The organism is Cohnella cellulosilytica, assembly GCF_042431195.1.
GTDB classification, from domain to species: Bacteria; Bacillota; Bacilli; order Paenibacillales; family Paenibacillaceae; genus Cohnella; species Cohnella cellulosilytica.
Window position 1 is genome coordinate 1 of the sequence record NZ_JBHMDN010000041.1, and the last position, 19066, is coordinate 19066.

General features: G+C 60.6%; 11 protein-coding genes. 9 read left to right on the forward strand and 2 right to left on the reverse strand.

The genetic code is table 11. The annotated features are described in order from the left end of the window. The 3 genes from ACFFT4_RS26405 to ACFFT4_RS26415 all read left to right on the forward strand — a co-directional run. Positions 1 to 566: RpnC/YadD family protein (locus ACFFT4_RS26405; protein WP_512699942.1), on the forward strand; the 566-nt coding region annotated here is incomplete at its 5' end. 71 nt (positions 567 to 637) lie between these two features. Then, on the forward strand, positions 638 to 850 hold the full coding sequence (locus ACFFT4_RS26410) for an RpnC/YadD family protein (protein WP_378052015.1): 213 nt from the start codon (positions 638 to 640) through the stop codon (positions 848 to 850). Between the two features lie 209 nt (positions 851 to 1059). Further along, positions 1060 to 1458, forward strand: coding sequence for a hypothetical protein (locus ACFFT4_RS26415; RefSeq protein ID WP_378052016.1), 399 nt, complete (start codon positions 1060 to 1062; stop codon positions 1456 to 1458). A gap of 144 nt (positions 1459 to 1602) precedes the next feature. On the opposite strand, the gene ACFFT4_RS26420 is transcribed toward ACFFT4_RS26415, so the two are convergent. Next, on the reverse strand, positions 1603 to 3372 hold the full coding sequence (locus tag ACFFT4_RS26420) for an ABC transporter ATP-binding protein (protein ID WP_378052017.1): 1770 nt from the start codon (positions 3370 to 3372) through the stop codon (positions 1603 to 1605). Further along, entirely contained in the window at positions 3373 to 5127 is a 1755-nt protein-coding gene (locus ACFFT4_RS26425) for an ABC transporter ATP-binding protein (protein ID WP_378052018.1), read from the reverse strand. Positions 5128 to 5232: 105 nt separating this feature from the next. Between ACFFT4_RS26425 and ACFFT4_RS26430 the strand changes: the two genes are divergently transcribed. From ACFFT4_RS26430 to ACFFT4_RS26455, 6 genes are all read left to right on the forward strand, one after another. Continuing rightward, positions 5233 to 6216, forward strand: coding sequence for a helix-turn-helix domain-containing protein (locus ACFFT4_RS26430; protein WP_378052019.1), 984 nt, complete (start codon positions 5233 to 5235; stop codon positions 6214 to 6216). 665 nt (positions 6217 to 6881) lie between these two features. Beyond that, positions 6882 to 10559, forward strand: a complete 3678-nt coding sequence (locus ACFFT4_RS26435) for an amino acid adenylation domain-containing protein (RefSeq protein ID WP_378052020.1) — start codon at positions 6882 to 6884, stop codon at positions 10557 to 10559. Continuing rightward, the gene (locus ACFFT4_RS26440; RefSeq protein WP_378052021.1) at positions 10556 to 11656 is read left to right on the forward strand and encodes a saccharopine dehydrogenase NADP-binding domain-containing protein; all 1101 of its coding nucleotides are present in this window, start codon (positions 10556 to 10558) and stop codon (positions 11654 to 11656) included. Before ACFFT4_RS26435 ends, ACFFT4_RS26440 begins: the two co-directional genes overlap by 4 nt. Further along, positions 11653 to 13899: a Gfo/Idh/MocA family oxidoreductase gene (locus ACFFT4_RS26445; protein ID WP_378052022.1), complete on the forward strand. Its 2247-nt coding sequence runs from the start codon at positions 11653 to 11655 to the stop codon at positions 13897 to 13899. The genes ACFFT4_RS26440 and ACFFT4_RS26445 overlap by 4 nt, the downstream gene beginning before the upstream one ends. Continuing rightward, a complete protein-coding gene (locus tag ACFFT4_RS26450; RefSeq protein ID WP_378052023.1) occupies positions 13892 to 14662 on the forward strand; it encodes a VOC family protein in 771 nt (256 codons plus the stop codon). The genes ACFFT4_RS26445 and ACFFT4_RS26450 overlap by 8 nt, the downstream gene beginning before the upstream one ends. After that, a complete protein-coding gene (locus ACFFT4_RS26455) occupies positions 14659 to 19047 on the forward strand; it encodes a non-ribosomal peptide synthetase (protein ID WP_378052024.1) in 4389 nt (1462 codons plus the stop codon). The genes ACFFT4_RS26450 and ACFFT4_RS26455 overlap by 4 nt, the downstream gene beginning before the upstream one ends. Positions 19048 to 19066: the final 19 nt, after the last annotated feature.

A 19066-nucleotide genomic window follows, 5' to 3' on the forward strand; every position in this document is an offset into this window, starting at 1 on the left:
ACCGAGTAATGTCGAAGATTCTCCTTACCTATTCCTATAAGTGGAGCGCCGAGCGGCAGTTCCGCAGCTTGCTGGCCAATGAAGAGATGTTTGGCGCGGAGTTGCTGAATTTCGAATATTTGTTTATTGATGTGGCGCGATATACGGAAGACGAGCTGCTGTCGTTGTCCAACACCATCGGATCTGTGTTTTTGCTGGACCAGACGGAAGACAGGCAGCAATTGTTAAACCGACTGGGCAAGCTGATGGGGACGATCCAGCGAATGCCGGAGGACAGCCAGCAGAAGTTTATGGCGTGGATGGCCAATATTTTTCTGCAAAAGCTGCCGGAGAATGAACCGAACGTGCAGCAGTTAATCCAAAACATGAAAGGAGATGCAAAGAATATGTCGCTGGAAAAGGTTTTGGACGATATTGAGCGTGAGGGCGAGCTAAGGGGAAAGGAACAAGTTGCAAAGCAGATGATTTCAGAACGACTCGATCCTGATCTGATCTCCCGGGTAACGGGCTTCTCTCTGGATAAGATTGATCAGTTACGCAAAGATGAGCAAAGTGGAACGGAATAAATGGATAACGACCTTGATTTCGACAGCGGATCAAGGGCGTTATTCTAACGTGAGGGGGAGATGCAAAGAATATGTCGCTGGAAAAGGTTTTGGACGATATTGAGCGTGAGGGCGAGCTAAGGGGCGAGCTTAGAGGTAAACTTGAGGGCAGGCTTGAAGGTGAGCTAAAGGGAAAGGAGCAGATTGCGAAGCGGATGATTGAAGAACAGCTCGATCCTGATCTAATCTCCCGCGTAACGGGCTTCTCTCTGGATAAGATTGATCAGTTACGCGCAGATCTCTGATGGTGGCGGGAGCAGGCTGTTGCTTAAAGCAAGTGCGCGGGATTAGAAAAAGCTTCTGAATTGGCCTTGCGGCCGTTCAGGAGCTTTTTTTACGTACGAACCCGACCGCCATCTGCGGAATTTCCCGGGTGCGTTTACTTCGTCCAATCTTTTTCAGAAGGACCGCATCAAATAAAGAATGAAGACGAGGGAGGGGGAAATTTAAGGCAATGGCGACGATGGCGGGCAATAGGAAAGGAACGGTCGTATATACGACGGGCATTCTGAGGAAAAGTCCGCGAACGCGGTATGCACTCGTTGATGCGGTTAATCTTGGACAAGCGTCCCGGAACATTACGGTCCAGGTAATCGATTGGTCCAGCGGTTCTCCCGTGCCGCTAAAGGTGGTTCCTTGCAACAATAGAAAATGCACGCAGACGGTAGGCCCGAATAAGTCCGTGTTTCTGTATGCGGACGTGTCCAAGGTTCAGTTTAAATACGAGGTTCGGATTCATCAGCCGGTCAACTGCCGCTTTGTAACCAACGTTTTCGGCGTAACGCAAATGACTTTTAAGCCGCTTGAAGGCGGCACCGTGCTTCAGCACGACCTGGTCAGGATCGGAAAATAATACGGGACCCGGGCGCCGATTGCATTGCAGCCGTGTGGCGTATTGCGATCGGAGGTTGGCTGCCAAACCGTTTTCCCAAGTTCCCGACAGGAAAAAGGCGAAGCAAGGGGTTCCGTCGTGGAGGTGAGCTTTGCGTCGCTGCGCTCAGGTTCGAGCGGTCTCCGTGACAGTTTCCGTCCTTGCGGCGATTTTCCAACTGCGGGCCATTTGTCTTTTCTCCCATAAGCGGCTGTACGGTCCGGTGTCCCGGATCAACTGTTCATGGGTGCCCTTCTGGACGAGTTTGCCGTCATCCATGACCAGAATCTGGTCGGCACTGCGAATGGTGGACAAGCGGTGGGCGATGACGATCAACGTTTTGTTGCGAACCAACTCGTTGATGGCCGCTTGAATATGCCGCTCGTTGTCGGGATCGACGCTCGCTGTCGCTTCGTCGAGCAGAATAATGGGCGCGTCCTTGAGAATCGCCCGGGCAATGGAAATTCGCTGCTTCTCGCCTCCCGACAGCGAACCCCCGCCTTCGCCCACAACGGTATCGTACCCGTCCTCCAGATTAACGATAAAGTCGTGGCAGCGCGATTTCTTGGCCGCTTCCACGACTTCTTCGAACGTGGCGTCCGGCTTTCCGAAGCGGATGTTGTTGAAGATCGTGTCATGGAAGAGGTAGACCTTCTGAAACACCATGCTGATATGCCGCAGCAAGCTTTCGCAGGTCATCTCCTTGACGTTCACGCCGCCGATTTTGACTTCGCCCAGCTGCACATCCCAGAATCGCACGATCAGGTTGGCGATCGTCGTTTTTCCCGAGCCCGACATGCCGACAAGAGCCGTCATGCTTTTCTCGGGAACGGTGAAGCTGATCTCCCGCAGCGTATCGCGGGCTTCGTAAGCGAACGACACGTTGTGGAATGCGACGTCGAATCGCTCCAGCCGCACATCGCGGCCGTCTTCGTCCATAATCGTCGTTTGCTTCAAGCGCTCGTATCGTTCAAGCCCCGCTTCCATCACCCGAATCTGGCTGGTCAAGCCGGCCAGCGATTTGATCGGCAGGAACATGTAGAACACATAGATGAAGAGCATGAGCATCACTGCGGTGTTCATGGTGCCGTAGAAGGAGAAGCAGGCGGCCATGAATATCGTAAGCGCGGTGAGCAGTGAAAACCAGGTCTGATACCGGAAGCTCGGCGGCGCGAATTTGTTCTCGAAGTCGATCGCGCGATCGCGGGTCTGCCGGATAGTCTCCTGAAGCGATCGAGCCTTGTCGCCGATCATATGGAACGCCTTGATCACCGAGATTCCCTGTACATATTCCAGCACGGTGGAGGTGAGGGCGGACTGCTGCTCCTGCCTGATCCGCGAATGCCGCTTGCCGACCTTCTGCAGCTTCTCGAGGGACAGCATGGCAATGGCCGACAGCGCGACGGATACGAGCCCGATGCGCCAATCGATCAGCAGCAGCATGGCGCAGCCGATCGCCAGCCCGACATATCCGTTGACCACCCTGTCCATCGCGCCCATGCCGTGTTCCTCGATGAACAGCAGATCGATCGATACGGCGGAGGACACGTTGCCGATGTTGCCTTCCGTGAAGTAGCTCATGGGAAAACGCTTGAAGCGATCGCCGATGCCGATTCGTTCTCTAGCGCAAATATCGTACCCGGTGCCGCTTTGCAGCGCAATGAACCATCGTCTCAGCAGGCAGCGGAAGACGATCGCGGCGAGGAGCGCGGCGCCGCCCAGCCAGGCATCCGCGGCGGTTAGCGTGCCGTCGAGGAGGCGGGTGAACACGAACAGCGCGGCAAAGATGGGCGCGTTGGAGAGCAGGCTTTCGATAAAGCTGAGCACGAAGGCCAGCTTGAGCTTGCCGGAAAATTCGTCGGCCAGATCCAGCATTTTTTTAATAAAACGCAGCATTCAATTGCTCCTTTCCAAGACGGCGATGTCCCAATTCATCGCTTCCCTATGGGCTGTCCACATGGTGCGGTAGGTCGGCGACTGCTGCAGCAGCTCGCCATGTGTGCCGCGGGCTTCGATTAGCCCTTTGCGCATCACCAGAATCTGGTCGGCGTCTACGATGGTAGAGAGTCGGTGAGCGATGACGATCAGCGTTTTGCCTTGTATGAGGCTGTTCAACGCCGCCTGAATGCGATCCTCGTTCTCGGGGTCCGCAGCGGACGTAGCTTCGTCGAGGACAACGATGGGCGCGTTTTTGAGCATGGCGCGTGCGATCGCAATCCGCTGCTTCTGCCCGCCGGACAGCTTGTCGCCTGAGCCTCCGACCGTTGTCTGGTAGCCGCGCTCGGTCGCCATAATAAAATCGTGGCATTGAGCCAGCTTGGCGATGCCGATGATTTCGGCGTCGGTGGCGTCGGGATTGCCGATGCGAATGTTTTCCATAATCGTCGTGTTGAACAGGAAGATATCCTGCGATACATAGCTGATGGCGTTCATCAGCGCTTCGAAGGAGTATTCCCGGATGTCGACGCCGCCGATCTCGATGGCGCCTTCGCGAACGTCCCAGAATCGAACCAGCAGCTTGGCCAGCGTCGACTTGCCGGAGCCGGATTCGCCAACGAGAGCCGTCACCGTGTTGGGCCGCGCCGTGAAGGCAATATCATGCAGCACGTCGACTCCGTCTTTATAAGCAAAGCTCACATGGCGGAACGAGACGCTGCAAGATTCCGGCACCGCTGACCGCGCGCCGCTCGCAAGCTCTTGTTCCGCGAACAATTCTTCGATTTTCTGCGCCTTCTGCTTGAGCTGCGGGAAGACAGGGAGAAATTCGACCAGCCGCATCAAAGGCACTCCCAGGCTCATGGCGAGCAGGATGGACAGGACGAAGGTGCCGAGCGTCAGAGAGCCGTTCGTATAGAACAAAGTTCCGAACGGCAGGACGAACAGCAGCGTCGAGGGCAGAACAATGCTGTAAACGGTCAGGTAAGTCCACGAGACTTTGTACCAATCCAGCGTATATTTTTTGTAATTGTCCACCGAGGCGCGGTATTTTTGAAAGGAGGAGGCGGTTTGGTTAAACACTTTGATGACTTCCATTCCGGAGATGTATTCGATAATCGTCTCGTTCATCTCTTTGGACGCTTGATAGTAGGGACCCATTCTCTGCATGCCGTCTCTGATCATAAAACCTACCGCGATCAGGCCGATCGGCAGAACGGCCAGCGACAGCAGCGCCATCCGCCAGTCCAGCGCGAACAGCGCGCCGGTCACGATAACGACCGTCAGCAGGTTGGAGATGCCTTCAGGTACGGCGTGCGCCAAAATGATCTCCATGTCTTCGATATTTTCGACGAAGTTTTTTTTCAGGCTTCCCGTGCCGTGCTTTCCGATCGTTCCCATCGGCATCATCCGCAATTTGTCGGCCGTTCGCTTCCGCATGCCCATGAGCGTATCGTAGGCCAGACGGTGAGAGGCGGATAAGCCCATGTGATGCGTCTGCGTCCGCAGCGCCAGGCTGACGAACACAAGGCCCGACATAACGGCCAAATAGGCGATGGAGAGAGAGCCCTCCCCCGTAAATCTCATGATCATATGGTAGACCAGATAATAGGGGACGATTGCCAGAATGACGCTTGCCGACAGCAGCAGGATAGACGAATACATGCTTTTTCTATATTGTTTGGCATAGGAATAGACGTTCAGTAATTGTTCCATAGAGGCGTTTTCCTCCTCGAAATTCGCAGTTCCGAATGGTTGCCTGTTTGCGGACAAAATGTTACATTATGTGTAAATTTCCAAGGTGGATAAGGAAGATAAACGATGAAGGATATTCAAGCCGAACTGTTTGACTCGTTTCTGATTCCCCGCGGTTTGACTCGCGACGGAGCGTGCTGCGGCTTCAATCCGGCAGGCACTTGTTACGTCATTCCCGAAGAGCTGGGCAAGGGCTGCTACTGGCTGTATTCCTGCGAGAATCTGTTTGCCATTTCGATACAGGACTTCGTCGTCTACGAGGACTTCTTCATGGAATATCCGCAGCCGGATTATGTGAGCGTCAGCTGTTTCGACTCCATATCGGGCGAGGAGCTAAGTCCGTACAAGCGCTTGACGAGCTCCAGCATCAAGGGACATATCGGCCACCACAATGTGTACCGGGCCGTGTACCACAAGAACGTTCCCGTCCGGTGCACGTCGATTATGATCATGCCGGAATACTATCGCCACTATTTGCAGAAACGTTATCCCGGAGAGTACGAGGACCCGCGGGAAGCCTTCCGGAGCGTGGACGGCTCTGTCGATTTTCCCGAATTGCTGCTGTTGCTGCGGCAGATCAAAGCGTGCAGGCATACGGGCATCGCCGCGAAGCTCTTCTACGAAAGCAAGGTGGGCGAGGCGATCTCGCTGATTGTGCACAAGACCAAGGAGAGACGCGAGTCCGCATCGCCGCGGGAAGTGTCTCCCCAGGATATGGAGCGTCTTGCCGCCGTCAAACAATACATCGACGAGTATTTCATGCAGGACATCCAGCTCGACTCGTTGGCCAGAATGGCCTGCATGAGCGCGACCAAGCTGAAATACACGTTTAAGCAGGGATACGCCTGCACCGTATTCGATTACCTGCACCGCAAACGGATGGGCCATGCCGAGCACCTGCTCGCCAGCACGGACTACAGCATTTGGCAAATCTCGCAAATGGTCGGCTACCAGAAAGCCAGCAATTTTTCCGGCGCTTTCCGCAGAAGCAGGGGGTTGTTGCCAAGCGAATACCGCAAGCTCTCGGCCCCGCCCCGCCGGGTCGATTAGCAGCTTGGAGAGCGGCCTTATCGCGCGAGTCTCCGCTGTTTCGTCGCCATTATCCGAACTACATGATTCCGGGTAAGCTCTTTCAACCGGCGTAAAAGTCCGCATCGGATTTTGTTGTATACATCGACCATCCGACACCGCTGTCTCCCGACGGCGGTGTCGCTGGCTTCAGGCATCCGAAGCCGACTTCTATACGAACGACGACTTGCCCCCCGCTCGATGGATAGTTGAATGGACTTAAGCTCGCCCTCGAATCCGTCAACCGTGCGGATTCCGTGAACCTCCAAGCTTCTCGAGCCTTCAAATCTCTCAAACCCTCCGAACCCCTCGATCGTTGACTCTTCCATAGTGAAAACAGAGATCGTTAATTAGTCCTCCGATCCGGCCATCGAGTCCGGGAACACTCCGCTTTTGACTTGAAGCATACCGCGCGCCCGATGCCCAGGCAATAAGGAAAAAGCGGATTTGTCCCGAGCGAGTATGCGTTTGTCTTGAACGGGTATCGATTTTCAGATCGTATTTGTTACATTGAAAAAAGCGTTGACATAGATCAAGCAATTTGGTAATCTTTAGCACAAATAAACTTGATAATGATAATCATTATCATTAAAGAGGTGATTCTGCGTTTTTGGCCGTCATAAATCCGGGAATGAGGTGTTTGGATAATGTTGCTTAAGGAGTCCGATAGGTCAAGCGCAAGTGTCGTGTTCGCCCAGGCTCCTGCGGGTTCAGCTGCCGATTCTTTGCCGCTGCTGGCTGGGGGGCTGGGCGATCGTCTGCGGGTTCGTCGGGAATACAGGATGGGTACGGATCATTGGCGGAAAATACGGGACGAAGCCCTGCGGCAAAGCCTGTCGCCGCTGTCGCCGCTGCTGGCCGTTCTGGGAGAAGTCATGGGCAGATGGAATGGTGGCGAAGCATGGACCCTTCTGGTGGATGCGGCCCGAGCGGGCAGCCCTGCTACGGATTCCGGCAGCGGACAGGGAGAAGCCGCTGTGTCTTCGATGCGATGGAAGACCGACGGGACGGAGAGCTTCCAGGATTTGTGCCGTGCGCTCGAGGCGCAGTTATCGGCGGACGGCGAGAGCGGGTATGATGCCGACGGGGAAGACGGGAACGCGGTCGTTCGATTTTCCATAGGGCGTTCATGGCAGGGAACGGAGGAGGAAGTGCTGCAGCCGATTGCCTGCCTTGAGAGGCAGGAGGTCGTATGGCTGAATTGCCGGGCGGAGGAGCAGGACGGAGAACTCCGGTTAATCTGGGCCGGAGCGGAAGATCGGATGCCGCGGGAGCAGGCGGGCGCGATGTTCGAGACTTATGTGAAGCTGCTGATATGGACGGCGACGGAAGAATGGACGCAGCGTCTGCCGGACGGATTGCCGGAAGAGCAGCGGGCCGTACGCGATCAAGCGAACGCTACGGCATTGTTCCTTGCGGAGGCGCCGATACATGCCGCTTTTTTTGCCAAAGCGAAGGAGACGCCGGAGCGTCCGGCGCTGTTGTGGGAGGAGGGCGGCGTCTCCCGTTCCTGGTCGTATGGCGAGCTGGCGGACAAGGCGCTGCGCCTGGCCGCTCGTTTGATCGCAAGAGGCGTTGGGCCTGAGCAACGGGTTGCCGTCAAGCTGCCCAGGGGACCGGAACAGATCGCAGCCGTGTTTGCGGTGCTCGCGGCCGGCGCGGCATATGTCCCCGTTCATCCCGATCAGCCGTCCGAACGGCGCGAGCGGATTTATCGAATCGGCTCTATTCGCCACATTCTGCTGGAGGATTCCGATTATTCCCAACTATCCGAGTCGGAGCGATTGTCCGGCATTCGGTTCGGCGAGCCGGAAAATATGGAGCCTCTGCCGGCTCCTCGAGTCGCGGCGACGGATGCGCTGGCCTATGTCATCTTCACGTCGGGCTCGACCGGAGAGCCCAAAGGGGTGGAGATCACGCATCGCGCCGCCTGGAATACGATTCAGGATATCAACAGGAAATTCGCTGTCCGGGAGACGGACAACGTTCTCGCCGTCTCGTCTCTCGAATTCGATCTGTCGGTCTACGATCTGTTCGGTCTGCTGTCGGTCGGCGGAGGCGTTGTCCTGCTGAACGAAGGAATCCGAAGGGAAGCGGCCGTCTGGACGAGGCTCGTTCGCCGCATGAAGGTGACCGTGTGGAATTCCGTGCCGGCGCTGCTCGATATGCTGCTAGCGGCTGCGAATGAGAGCGGCGATCTGGCAAGCTTGCGGTTAGCGCTCGTTTCGGGCGACTGGATCGGATTGGAGCTGCCGGATCGGCTGCGGGCCAAGTCTCCGAACTGTCGTTTTATCGCGCTGGGGGGAGCGACGGAAGCGGCTGTCTGGTCGAATTATTTCGAGGTTAGGCGTCTTCACCCGTCGTGGCGTTCGATTCCCTACGGCAGACCGTTGAGCAATCAGCTCTATCGGGTGGTCGATCGGTTAGGGCGCGATTGTCCGGATCTGGTGGCCGGGGAGCTCTGGATCGGCGGAGCGGGCGTAGCCCGAGGTTATCTGAGCAGGCCCGAGCTGACGGCCGCCAGCTTCGTCGAAGCCGGCGGAGAGCGCTGGTACCGCACGGGTGACCGGGGACGCTATTGGCCTGACGGCACGCTGGAGTTTCTGGGCAGAGCGGATCGGCAGATCAAGCTGCGCGGCTATCGCATCGAGCCGGGAGAGATCGAGGCTGCGCTGCGCCGGCATGCCGGCGTCGGCCAAGCGGTGGCGGCGGTCGCCGATTCGGGCGCAAGCCAGCTCGTGGCGGTCGTCGTCCCGGCAGTTGGCGGCGAGCCGGGGCCGGTCGAGGAAGCGGGGGAGCTCCGCATCGCTGCTCAGGCGAACCAAGAGGCCGGAGGCGCGGAATGGGAGAGTCAGGCGCGCATCGTCGAGGCCTTCATCGCGGAGGTTCTGCTGCTGGCCGAAGGTCAGGACGACCCGGCAGGCCCGGGACGAATGGCGGAAACGCTGCGCGTGGCGGAGGAGTACGCGCCCTTGCTCCGGCTGTGGCTTGCATGGCTCGAGGAGCGCCAGATTGTCGTGTGCGGACGCAGCGGCGAGATCCGCGGCGGCTCAAGATTGCCGGAGACGCTGCGTTATGCGGAAGCCTGCAAGCTTGCGAGCGAAGACGGGGAAGACGGAAGCGACAAAGCGCTGCCGCTCGCGGAGCAAATTGCCGGACGGCTGTTCCGCCGGACGACTGATTATCGGCAGATCATCGGAGGAGAGCTGCCGGCATCGGTGCTGCTGGAGGATGATTTGTTGGCACCGGAACGGCTGGCGGCGCGCGATACCGGCACAACCGCCGGCATCGCGATGATCGCGGCCGCCGTAAAGCGGATGCATGCCGCCTGCGGACGCCCCGCCGAGGTTGCGCTGCTTGGCGGCCGCGGCGGTATCGCGGCAAAGACGCTGCTGGAGCAGCTGACGCCGGATGAAATCAAGCTTACGCTGCTGGATACCGCGCCGTCGCTGCTGGAAGCGGCAAGAGAGCGGCTGTCTTCACTGCCGTATGATGTGCAATTCCACCGCCTGCCAGAGAATCGGGTGCCATCCTCGCTTCGCTATGCTTTCGATGTTGTGGCGGCTGTCCATTCTCTGCACCGTTACCGCGATCCGCGCGAAGGAACGGCTGTCGCCGCCATGCTGGCGCGCCGCGGCGGCAGGGTGGCGGCCTTGGAGCAGCGGGAGCTGACGCCGATTGCGATCGTGACCTCCGCCGTATTGGACAAGGGCTTCGCACAGTTCGACGACAGCCGCCGCCAAGCTCGCAGCCCGATGCTGCCGGAAGAGGCATGGATCAAGCTGCTGCGGCAAGCCGGTCTCCGTCAGGTGCGGGCGCTGCCGATCGCGGGCTCCTCTTCCTTCTGTCTCGAAGCCGACTGTCCGGCGTCAAGACCGGAGCTGAAGGAGGAGGAACTGCTTCGCTTCGCTGCCGGTCTGCTGCAGGCCCACATGCTGCCGGAGCGGATCGAGATTGTGCCACAGCTTCCGCTCACCGCCAACGGGAAGGTGGATCGCAAAGCTGTCTCCGAGCTCTTCCATTCTCAAATGGACGCCGCCGAAGGGGGCGAACCGCGCGACGGAATGGAGCGGGCGGTGGCGGATATGTGGCGGCGGCTGCTCAAGCGCGATACGATCGGCCGCGAATCGAGCTTCTTCGCCATCGGGGGAGACAGCTTGCTGGCGACGCGGTTTCTGGCGGAAACGAAGGAGAGCTTCGGGATTGATCTGTCGCTGCGCCAGCTGTTTGAAGCGCCGACGCTGGAGCGGGTGGCCGCCGTCCTCGAGCCTTTGGCGCACGGCAGAGCTCCCGTTGCGGAAGCGCTGGAGGAAGGAGAAATATGATCGGCATTATAGGCGGTTACGGGGATGTCGGACTGGAAGCGGTAAAATCGCTAGCGCAGTGGGACAAACGTCCTCTGAGGATTGGCGGCAGAAATCCCGCAGAGGCAAGGACGAGGCTCGGGGATGCGCTGCCGCAAGCGGAATGGAGGGAGCTCGATCTGGAGGATGCCCGCAGTCTGGCAGCGTTCGCCGCGGACTGCGAACTGGTGCTGAACTGCGCGGGCCCCTCGCATCGTGCCTCCGCGCGTGTCGCCCGTCTATGCGCATCCCTGGGGTGCCATTATGTGGATGCCGGCGACGATCCGATGTTCCGGGAGATGCGCGCGGAAGCGACGGACAGAGTCATTCTGTATGCCGCCGGCGCCTCTCCCGGCTTATCGGGACTGCTTCCGCGATGGTTGGCAGGCACCTTCGACGACACGGTACATTCGCTGTGGTATTGCATGGGCTCGTTGGACCGGTTCACCGCTTCGGCGGCGGAAGACTACCTTGCGGGCATTGCGGGAGGAGCCAACGAGCCGTTGGCGGCATGGCGGGACGGCGCTCGCCGTCCGTCAGCGGCGCAGCGCCGGTCCGGCGTCGCTCTTCCCGGCTGGTCGCGAGACATCGCGCTGTACCCCTATATGGACGAGGAAGCGGAAGAGGTGGCCTCGACCCTGTCGCTTCGGGACGGCGAATGGCATATTGCCGTTGACGGAACGGCGACGACGCGCGTTCTGGAGGAGGCGCGGGCGCAATTCGCGACAGAGCCCGGGACGGCTGTGCGACGGCTGTGCGAGGCGACGGCGCTGGATTCGGCCGGACGCAGTCCCTATTTGCACTTGATCGTGCAGTTGGCCGGCCGCGCAGCGGGGACGGAGTGTACGCGCACGCTGCTCGTCCAGGCCGACAGACCGGCGGCGATGACCGGCCGGACGGCTGCGGCCGCGGCAAGAGCCGTGTTGGAAGGAGAAATTCCCGCGGGCGTAAGACCGCTTGCCGGTATTCCCGATCCCGAACCGGTGGCAAGGCGGCTCAGGGAGGATCGTTCGACGCGCTGGACCGTGATCAATCGCTCCGTCGCCGAGATGATGGAGACAGAAGAGGGGGAAATATGACACACAAGAAATGGCGGGTTATCGTCTGCGGGTCCACGTTCGGACAATTTTATCTGGAGGCGCTCGCCCTGCTGCCGGATCGCTACGAACTGGCCGGCCTGCTGGCCAGGGGCAGCGATCGCTCCAGACGGTGCGCCGCTTATTATGGCGTTCCGCTCTATACCGGGATCGAGCAGCTTCCGGACGATATCGACGCCGCCTGCGTCGTGTTGAGATCGGGCGTGATGGGCGGCCAGGGGACGGAGCTGTCCCTTGCGCTGCTCGAACGGGGCATTCATGTCATGCAGGAGCAGCCGATCCATCACAAGGACCTGGCGTTGTGCTTGCGAGCGGCCCGCCGGCGCGGCGCGGTCTTTCGCACAGGCGATCTGTACGTTCACCTGCCTGCCGTCAGGCGGTTTATCGCCGCGGCGCGGACTGCGCTGCAGCGGCAAGAGCCGCTTTATATCGATGCGGCGTTCGCTTCCCAGGTATCGTATCCGATGGTTCATATCCTGGCCCAGGCGCTGCCTTCGATACGTCCCTGGTCAACCGCGGCCGCCGGTCCGCAGGAGGGGCCCTTTCGCGTGCTGACAGGGAAGATCGGGCAAGTCCCGGCCGTGCTGCGCGTGCATAACGAGGTCGATCCGGAAGACCCGGACAACTATTTGCATCTGCTGCACCAAGCGGCGATCGGCTTTGCGGGCGGCAGCCTGTCGCTGACCGATACGCACGGACCGGTCGTTTGGCGGCCCAGACTGCACGTTCCCGACGCTTCTTATACACTGGGCGAGCTTTCGGGAGCCGCGCCGGATTATATGCGGGAGCATAGCACGGAGACGCTCGGCTCGGGAAATACTTTCAGCTACGGCGATCTTCTGGCAAAGCTGTGGCCGCAGGCGATCGCGCGAGATCTGACGGAACTAGGCGACGCAATTACGGATCGTTCCGAAGCCGAGCGCAGAGCCGCGCAGGAGCTGCTGTGCGCGAGCCAGTGGCACGAGCTGACCGCGGCGATCGGTTATCCGACGCTGCGGCCGGGCCTGGGTCATCAGCCGCTGCCGATCCATCTGCTGAGAGCCTCGGCGTCGGCGGTGCCGGACGAGATTGGTCCCGGTCAAGCAGGCGAAGAACAGGAGCTCGCCTCCTGCACGGCGCCGGCCGACATCGAGCTGAGGGGAATCGGATCGGAGCAGGTCGGCGATTTTATCGAGAAGCTGCATACGGCGGTGTTCGGCTCGATGTTAAACGCGATGCAAGCGCAGGGGACGCTGACGGACAGCCAGCGCACGTATGGCATTGCGGAGATTCTGTCCGCCGCGAACGTGTCGCCCCGCCATCATTCGGTCATTATGCGCTGGCTTGGCCTCTTGGCGGAGCGCGGCTATATCAAGCGGCGCGAAGGCGGATTTTCCGGTACGGAAATCGTGCTCGAGGGCGAACTCGACGAGCGCTGGCAGGCGGTGCGGGCGGCATGGGACGGCAAGCTGGGCTCGCCGCTAACGATGGACTACTTGATCGAGAACGCCCGGCGGCTGCCGCAATTGATGAGCGGAGAGCAGCAGGCCGCGCTGCTGCTGTTCCCCGAAGGGAAGATGGACTATGCCGACGCGCTGTATCGGGAGACGGTTACGGCCCGTTATCTCAATCAGTCGGTAGCGGAAGCCGTGGCGCGGATTGCCGCGCTGCGGAAGCGGTCTGCGCTGCGCCTGGTGGAGATTGGCGCGGGAACGGGCGCGACCACCGATGCGATTGTTGCCAGATGGCAGGCCGCGCCGGAGCCGTTCCCATTAAACTATTTGTTCACGGATGTCTCTTCCTATTTTCTTACCGCCGCGCAGTCACGTTACAGCCGTTACCCTTGGATGCGATACGAGCTTGCCGATATCGATATTCGTTTGGAAGATCAAGGGATAGAGGCGTCAGGCGCGGATGTTGTAGTGGCGGCGGGCGTTTTGAACAATGCGCAGGATACGGATCGCACGGTGCGCGGCATTCTGGAGCTTCTCGTGCCGGACGGCTGGCTGCTGCTAACGGAGCCGGTCGGCGAATTTCCGGAAATTCTGATCTCGCAAGCGTTCATGATGACGCCGCCGCAAGACGATCGGGCACGCTCGCAAACCACCTTTATGTCTGCTTCCCAATGGCAGGATGTATTTCGCAGGGCCGGCGCCGCGGAGGTGCTGACGTTCCCCGCCGACGATCATCCGCTGGCGCCGTTGGGACAAAAATTATTTGCGGTGAGGAAGGGGACGTATGCTTAAGTGCAGCCACATTCTATGCAAAGTAAATCGTATTGCCGACGCTGTGAGAGATTTTCAGAAGCTCGGCTTTAACGTGACGTGGGGCAGCGACCCGGCGCGGGCGCACAATGCCTTGCTCTGGTTCGAACGGGGACCGTTCGTCGAACTGTTCCAGATTCCCCGGGCGGCCGCCTATTTAAGGCATCCGTTGGGCTGGTTTTACGGACAGGCGGCGGGGAGCCGCTGGCACAGCTGGTCCGAAGCGGACAAGGGGTGGTGCGATGTGGCGCTGGAGCCTGTCCGGAACGCCCTCCCGGAACGAAGCGGCGCGGAAGCGAATCGCCAGGAGCTGCAGCGCGTCCGGGAGGAGGCGGAACGGCTCGGCATCGCCGCTTCCCGAATCATGAACGGCAAGCGGGTTCGCCCCGACGGGCAAATCGTCAAGTACAGCCTGTTCGTTCCGAAGCCTGCCGGCCTGCCTTTTGTCGTATCCCATTATGATCCGCCGCAGCGTCCCGACCGCATTGCCCATCCGAATGGAGCGTCCGGGATCGCGTGGGTCAGGTACGGCGTGCCGGAGGCCGGCGCGAGCCACCTTCGCAAGCTGGCGCCCGGGGATGAATGGCTGATCGCGGAAACTTCGGGGAACTCCGGCGTGATCGAGGTCGGCGTGCACGGCTTGCGGGAGCGGCTCGATCCCGCGCTTGCGCACGGCGCGCTGATGGTTCCGGCAGGTCACCCGGCGAGTCGCATTCCTTCATTAAAAGAGGAGAATGAACGATGACAACCAATTATGAATTTCATGCGGGCGAATTTCTCGCGCGTCTTCGCGGAGACGGCGCAACGCTATGGGAGGAAGGAGGCTCGCTGCGGTACAAAGCGCCGAAAGGAGTCGTGACGCCTTCCGACCTGCAGACGCTGAAGGAGAACAAAGCGTCCGTGCTAACCTGGCTTCGCTCGGAGGCGCAGTCTTCGGCCGTCATTCCGCATCCGCTGGCCAAGTACGAGCCCTTCCCGTTGACGGACGTTCAGGCCGCCTATTTGCTCGGCCGGAACGAGGCGTTCGAATATGGAGGCGTCGCCTGTCACATTTATCTGGAGCTGTACTATCCGAGCCTGGACCCGGCGCGCGTCGAGGCGGCATGGAATCGTCTTGTCGACCGCCACGATATGCTGCGGGCGGTCATTCGACGCGACGGCTCCCAGCAGGTGCTCGAGAAGGTTCCCCGTTTCGAGGTCGCTTTCGCCGACGCGCGCGGCTGGGACGAGTCCCGGGCGGAAGCGGAGCTTGGGAATATCCGCGAAGAGATGGGTCGGCGGATCTACGACACGGAGCGCTGGCCACTTTTCGGCGTGGCACTCACCGCTATGCCGGACCATGCCCTGCTGCACTTCTCCATTGAATTTCTCATTGCCGACTGGGCGAGCATCTGGCTGCTGCTGGCGGAGTTCGAGACGTTGTATTTCCGGCCGGAGCAGGAACTGCCGCCGTTGACGCTTCGCTACCGCGACTATATGCTGGCCGAGCGGCGGCTGCGGGACAGCGCCGCTTACGCGGCGGACAAGGAGTACTGGCTGCGCCGCCTCGACGAATTGCCTTCGGCTCCCGATCTGCCGCTGGCTCCCGCGCACAGCCGCTTCGGCAAAGCGCGCTTCACGCGGCGCTCGCTTCAACTGGACGCCTCCCGTTGGAGCAACTTCAAGCGGCAGGCGCAGCGGCGCGGTCTGACGCCGACCGCAGCGGTTATGACGGCGTATGCCGCCGTTATCGAGCGCTGGAGCCGCAGCAGAGCCTTCAGCCTGAATCTGACCGTTCTGAATCGGCTTCCGCTGCACCCCGAGGTGCGGGCGATCGTCGGCGACTTCACGTCCGTCAGCCTGCTGGCGGTAGATTGGAACGCCGCCCTCCCCTTCGGCGAGCGGGCCAGAGCCGTCAACGGACAGCTGTTCGCGGATCTGGATCATCGGCTGTACTCGGGCGTCGAAGTGCTGCGGGAGATGTCCCACAGGCGCGGCCGCGAGGCCGCGCTCATGCCGATCGTCTTCACCAGCGCGATCGGGCTTGTCGAGCCGACGGAGGAGAACCGGCTGATAGGCAGAGAGGGCCATCAAGGGATCAGCCAGACGCCGCAGGTGTTCGTCGATTGTCAGGCGATGGACGGGCCGTTCGGCTTGCAGGTCAATTGGGACATCCGGGACGGCGTGTTCCCTTCCGGGATGATGGACGATATGTTCGGCGCGTTCGAGCGGCTGCTGCATTCGCTGGCCGATTCCGATCGAGCCTGGGACCAGGAGGAGGCCGTGCCCTTGCCGGCATGGCAGACGCAGGAACGTCTGCGGGTAAACGCTACGGCGGCTCCCCTTTCCGATGGCCTGCTGCACGGCGGGGTGCTGAAGCGAGCGGCGGAGGCTCCGAACCGGACGGCCGTTATTGACAACGAGGGACAGGTCACTTACGAGGAACTGCTGCTGCGAACGTCCGCCATAACCGGGAAGCTGAAGGAAGCCGGCTGCCGCGAAGGGGACAGAGTCGCCATCGTAATGGAGAAGTCGTCCTGCCAGGTGGCGGCGGTGCTTGCGACGCTGTTCGCGGGCGCCGTGTATGTGCCTATCGATAGGACGCAGCCGCAAGCGCGCCGCCTGACCCTGCTCGAACAAGCGAAGGTTCGGTATGTGCTGACATCCGAGGGACAAAAGGGAGAGGGATGGCCGTCCTCCGTCTCCGTCATCGCGGCGGATCGGCTTCAATCGCCGGCAGTCCATGCGCTGGTGGCCGAGGGAGATCCCGATCGGCCCGCCTATATTATCCACACGTCCGGCTCGACCGGGCTGCCCAAGGGAGTCGTCATGACCCATCGCGCGGCCGTCAATACAATCGAGGATATAAATCGGCGCTTCCGAATCGGTGCAAGCGACGCGATTCTGGGCTTGTCACAGCTCGGCTTCGACCTGTCTGTCTATGACATTTTCGGTACGCTGTCGGCCGGAGGCACGCTTGTTCTTCCCTCGGCCGACCGTCAGACCGATCCGTCCCATTGGGCGGAGCTGATGAACAGACACGGGGTGACGGTATGGAATTCCGCGCCGGCGCTGATGACGATGCTGGAGGCTTACCTGAACGCGGATTCGGCATGCCGTCTGCCGCGGCTTCGCCTGGCGCTGCTGTCCGGAGACTGGATACCGCCGTCCTTGCCGGACAGGCTGGCGATCCGGCTGCCGGGCGCGCAGATTGTCAGTCTGGGCGGCGCGACCGAAGCGGCCATCTGGTCGATCTGTCATCTCTGCAACGGCCTGCCGGAGGATTGGGCGAGCATTCCGTACGGTCTGCCGCTGGCCAACCAGTCTTTCCGCGTGCTGGACGGAGCGATGCGGGATTGCCCGGTATGGGTGACGGGCGAGCTGTACATCGCCGGCGCGGGACTGGCGCTGGGGTACGACGGGAATGCCGACGCCACCGCCCGGAGCTTCGTTAGTCATCCCGCCGACGGACAGCGGTTATACCGTACCGGAGATCTGGGCCGTTACCGGCCCGGCGGCGAGATCGAATTCCTCGGCCGCGAGGATCATCAGATCAAGCTGAGAGGCCATCGCATCGAGCTTGGCGAGATCGAAGCGACGCTGCAGCGGCATCCTGCCGTCGAGACCGCGGTTGCGCTGATCGTCGGCGAGGGGGAAGCCCGCGCGCTGTTCGCGGTCGTAGAAGCGGACGGCAAAGGAATGCGCGAAGAGGAGCTGGCGATGGAATTGACGGCCTTCCTGGCCGACCGATTGCCTGCTTATATGATTCCCGCCGAGCTCCGGGTCGCCGATTCGCTGCCGCTGACGAGCAATGGCAAAGTCGATCGGAAGGCGCTCGCCGGCTGGCGAAGGAAGCTCTCCGTTTCGTCAAGCGCAGCTTCGTCTCCTAGCGCAAGCGATCCGCTGCTCGCGGGGCTGCTCCAGATATGGGCGGATGCGCTTGGCCGCCCAACGCTCGAAGCTTCCCGTAATATTTACGAGGTCGGCGCGGATTCGCTTGTTATGGCCCAGGCCGCGGGCAAGCTGCGCGAATGGCTCGCCGCCGCGCCATATGAAGTCGACATTCCTTTCGACGCTCTGCTCCGGCAGATGCTGAATTATCCGACCGTGGATGCGTTGGCGACGTTTGTTCGCGCCCGGATAACCGAGGCGCAGACCGCCGGGGACAGAGACGCTCCCGCGCCCGGCGACCGAACCCGGGAGGACGAGGGGAGCAACGCGGTGCTGACCTTCTACGGCGGCGATGGCGAGGGACCGCTCAGAGTCGTATTCCATGCCGGATTGGGGACGATGAATTGCTTCCATTTGCTGCTTGGACATTTGAAGGAGCAGCAGGCCGGACCGGTCGTCGGCATTACCATCAAGGATACCGAGCTGTACTGCTCGCTGGAGCCCGCGGAGACGATCGGGCAGCTGGCCGACGATTACGCGAAGCGGCTGGCGGCGACCGGTCATGGAGAGATGCAGTTGATCGGCTATTGCCTGGGCGGCCTCATCGCCGTCGAGACGGCCCGTCGTCTGCTGGAAAACGGCGTTCGCGTAACGGATCTCGTGCTGGTGGACAGTCATCCGGTGCCGTACGATATCGCCGACGACCTGGTGATCGAGTCGCTGTTCGTGCCGAACCTGAACATCTCGCTTGAACAGGCCGGCTTCACCGGCGTGACCCCGGACGAGTTCGTGGACGGGCTTCGCCATATTTTCGAAGCGAACGGCCGCAGCGTGCCTGCCGGCTCCTCGCTTGACATCGGAGGCGACAACGCGCTGAACCGCGTCGGCCAACTTTTCCGAAGGCTGGAGGGAATGTCGAGAAGGGAGCGCTTTGCCGGCTACGTCAACGCGATGTCCGTCTCCGGCGGCAACCGTATGCCGGTCGAGATGGCCGAGGGCTTGTTCAAGGTCTATCGCCAAAGCCTGCAATCCGCCCGTTTCACGCCGCTGCCCTACCCGGGGGATATTCGCTTCCTGCTGGCAAACGAGCCCTTTACCTTATTGCCGGGTACGAACGAGATGACGCTGGGATTCTGGCAGGAGGTCTGTCTGGGAGAATTCACGGTTCGGGAGATTGCCGGCAACCACTATACCTGCATCGAGGCCGAGCCCAATGCCGGCAATCTGGCTGCGGTGATCGGCGAGGCGCTGCGGCGGTAAACCGTTCTTGAATACGGGA

Bases quoted from the DNA above. Each gene is read 5' to 3' on its own strand.
- ACFFT4_RS26410 (WP_378052015.1), top strand. From the start codon at position 638: ATGTCGCTGGAAAAGGTTTTGGACGATATTGAGCGTGAGGGCGAGCTA.
- ACFFT4_RS26415 (WP_378052016.1), top strand. From the start codon at position 1,060: ATGGCGACGATGGCGGGCAATAGGAAAGGAACGGTCGTATATACGACG.
- ACFFT4_RS26420 (WP_378052017.1), bottom strand. From the start codon at position 3,372: ATGCTGCGTTTTATTAAAAAAATGCTGGATCTGGCCGACGAATTTTCC.
- ACFFT4_RS26425 (WP_378052018.1), bottom strand. From the start codon at position 5,127: ATGGAACAATTACTGAACGTCTATTCCTATGCCAAACAATATAGAAAA.
- ACFFT4_RS26430 (WP_378052019.1), top strand. From the start codon at position 5,233: ATGAAGGATATTCAAGCCGAACTGTTTGACTCGTTTCTGATTCCCCGC.
- ACFFT4_RS26435 (WP_378052020.1), top strand. From the start codon at position 6,882: ATGTTGCTTAAGGAGTCCGATAGGTCAAGCGCAAGTGTCGTGTTCGCC.
- ACFFT4_RS26440 (WP_378052021.1), top strand. From the start codon at position 10,556: ATGATCGGCATTATAGGCGGTTACGGGGATGTCGGACTGGAAGCGGTA.
- ACFFT4_RS26445 (WP_378052022.1), top strand. From the start codon at position 11,653: ATGACACACAAGAAATGGCGGGTTATCGTCTGCGGGTCCACGTTCGGA.
- ACFFT4_RS26450 (WP_378052023.1), top strand. From the start codon at position 13,892: ATGCTTAAGTGCAGCCACATTCTATGCAAAGTAAATCGTATTGCCGAC.
- ACFFT4_RS26455 (WP_378052024.1), top strand. From the start codon at position 14,659: ATGACAACCAATTATGAATTTCATGCGGGCGAATTTCTCGCGCGTCTT.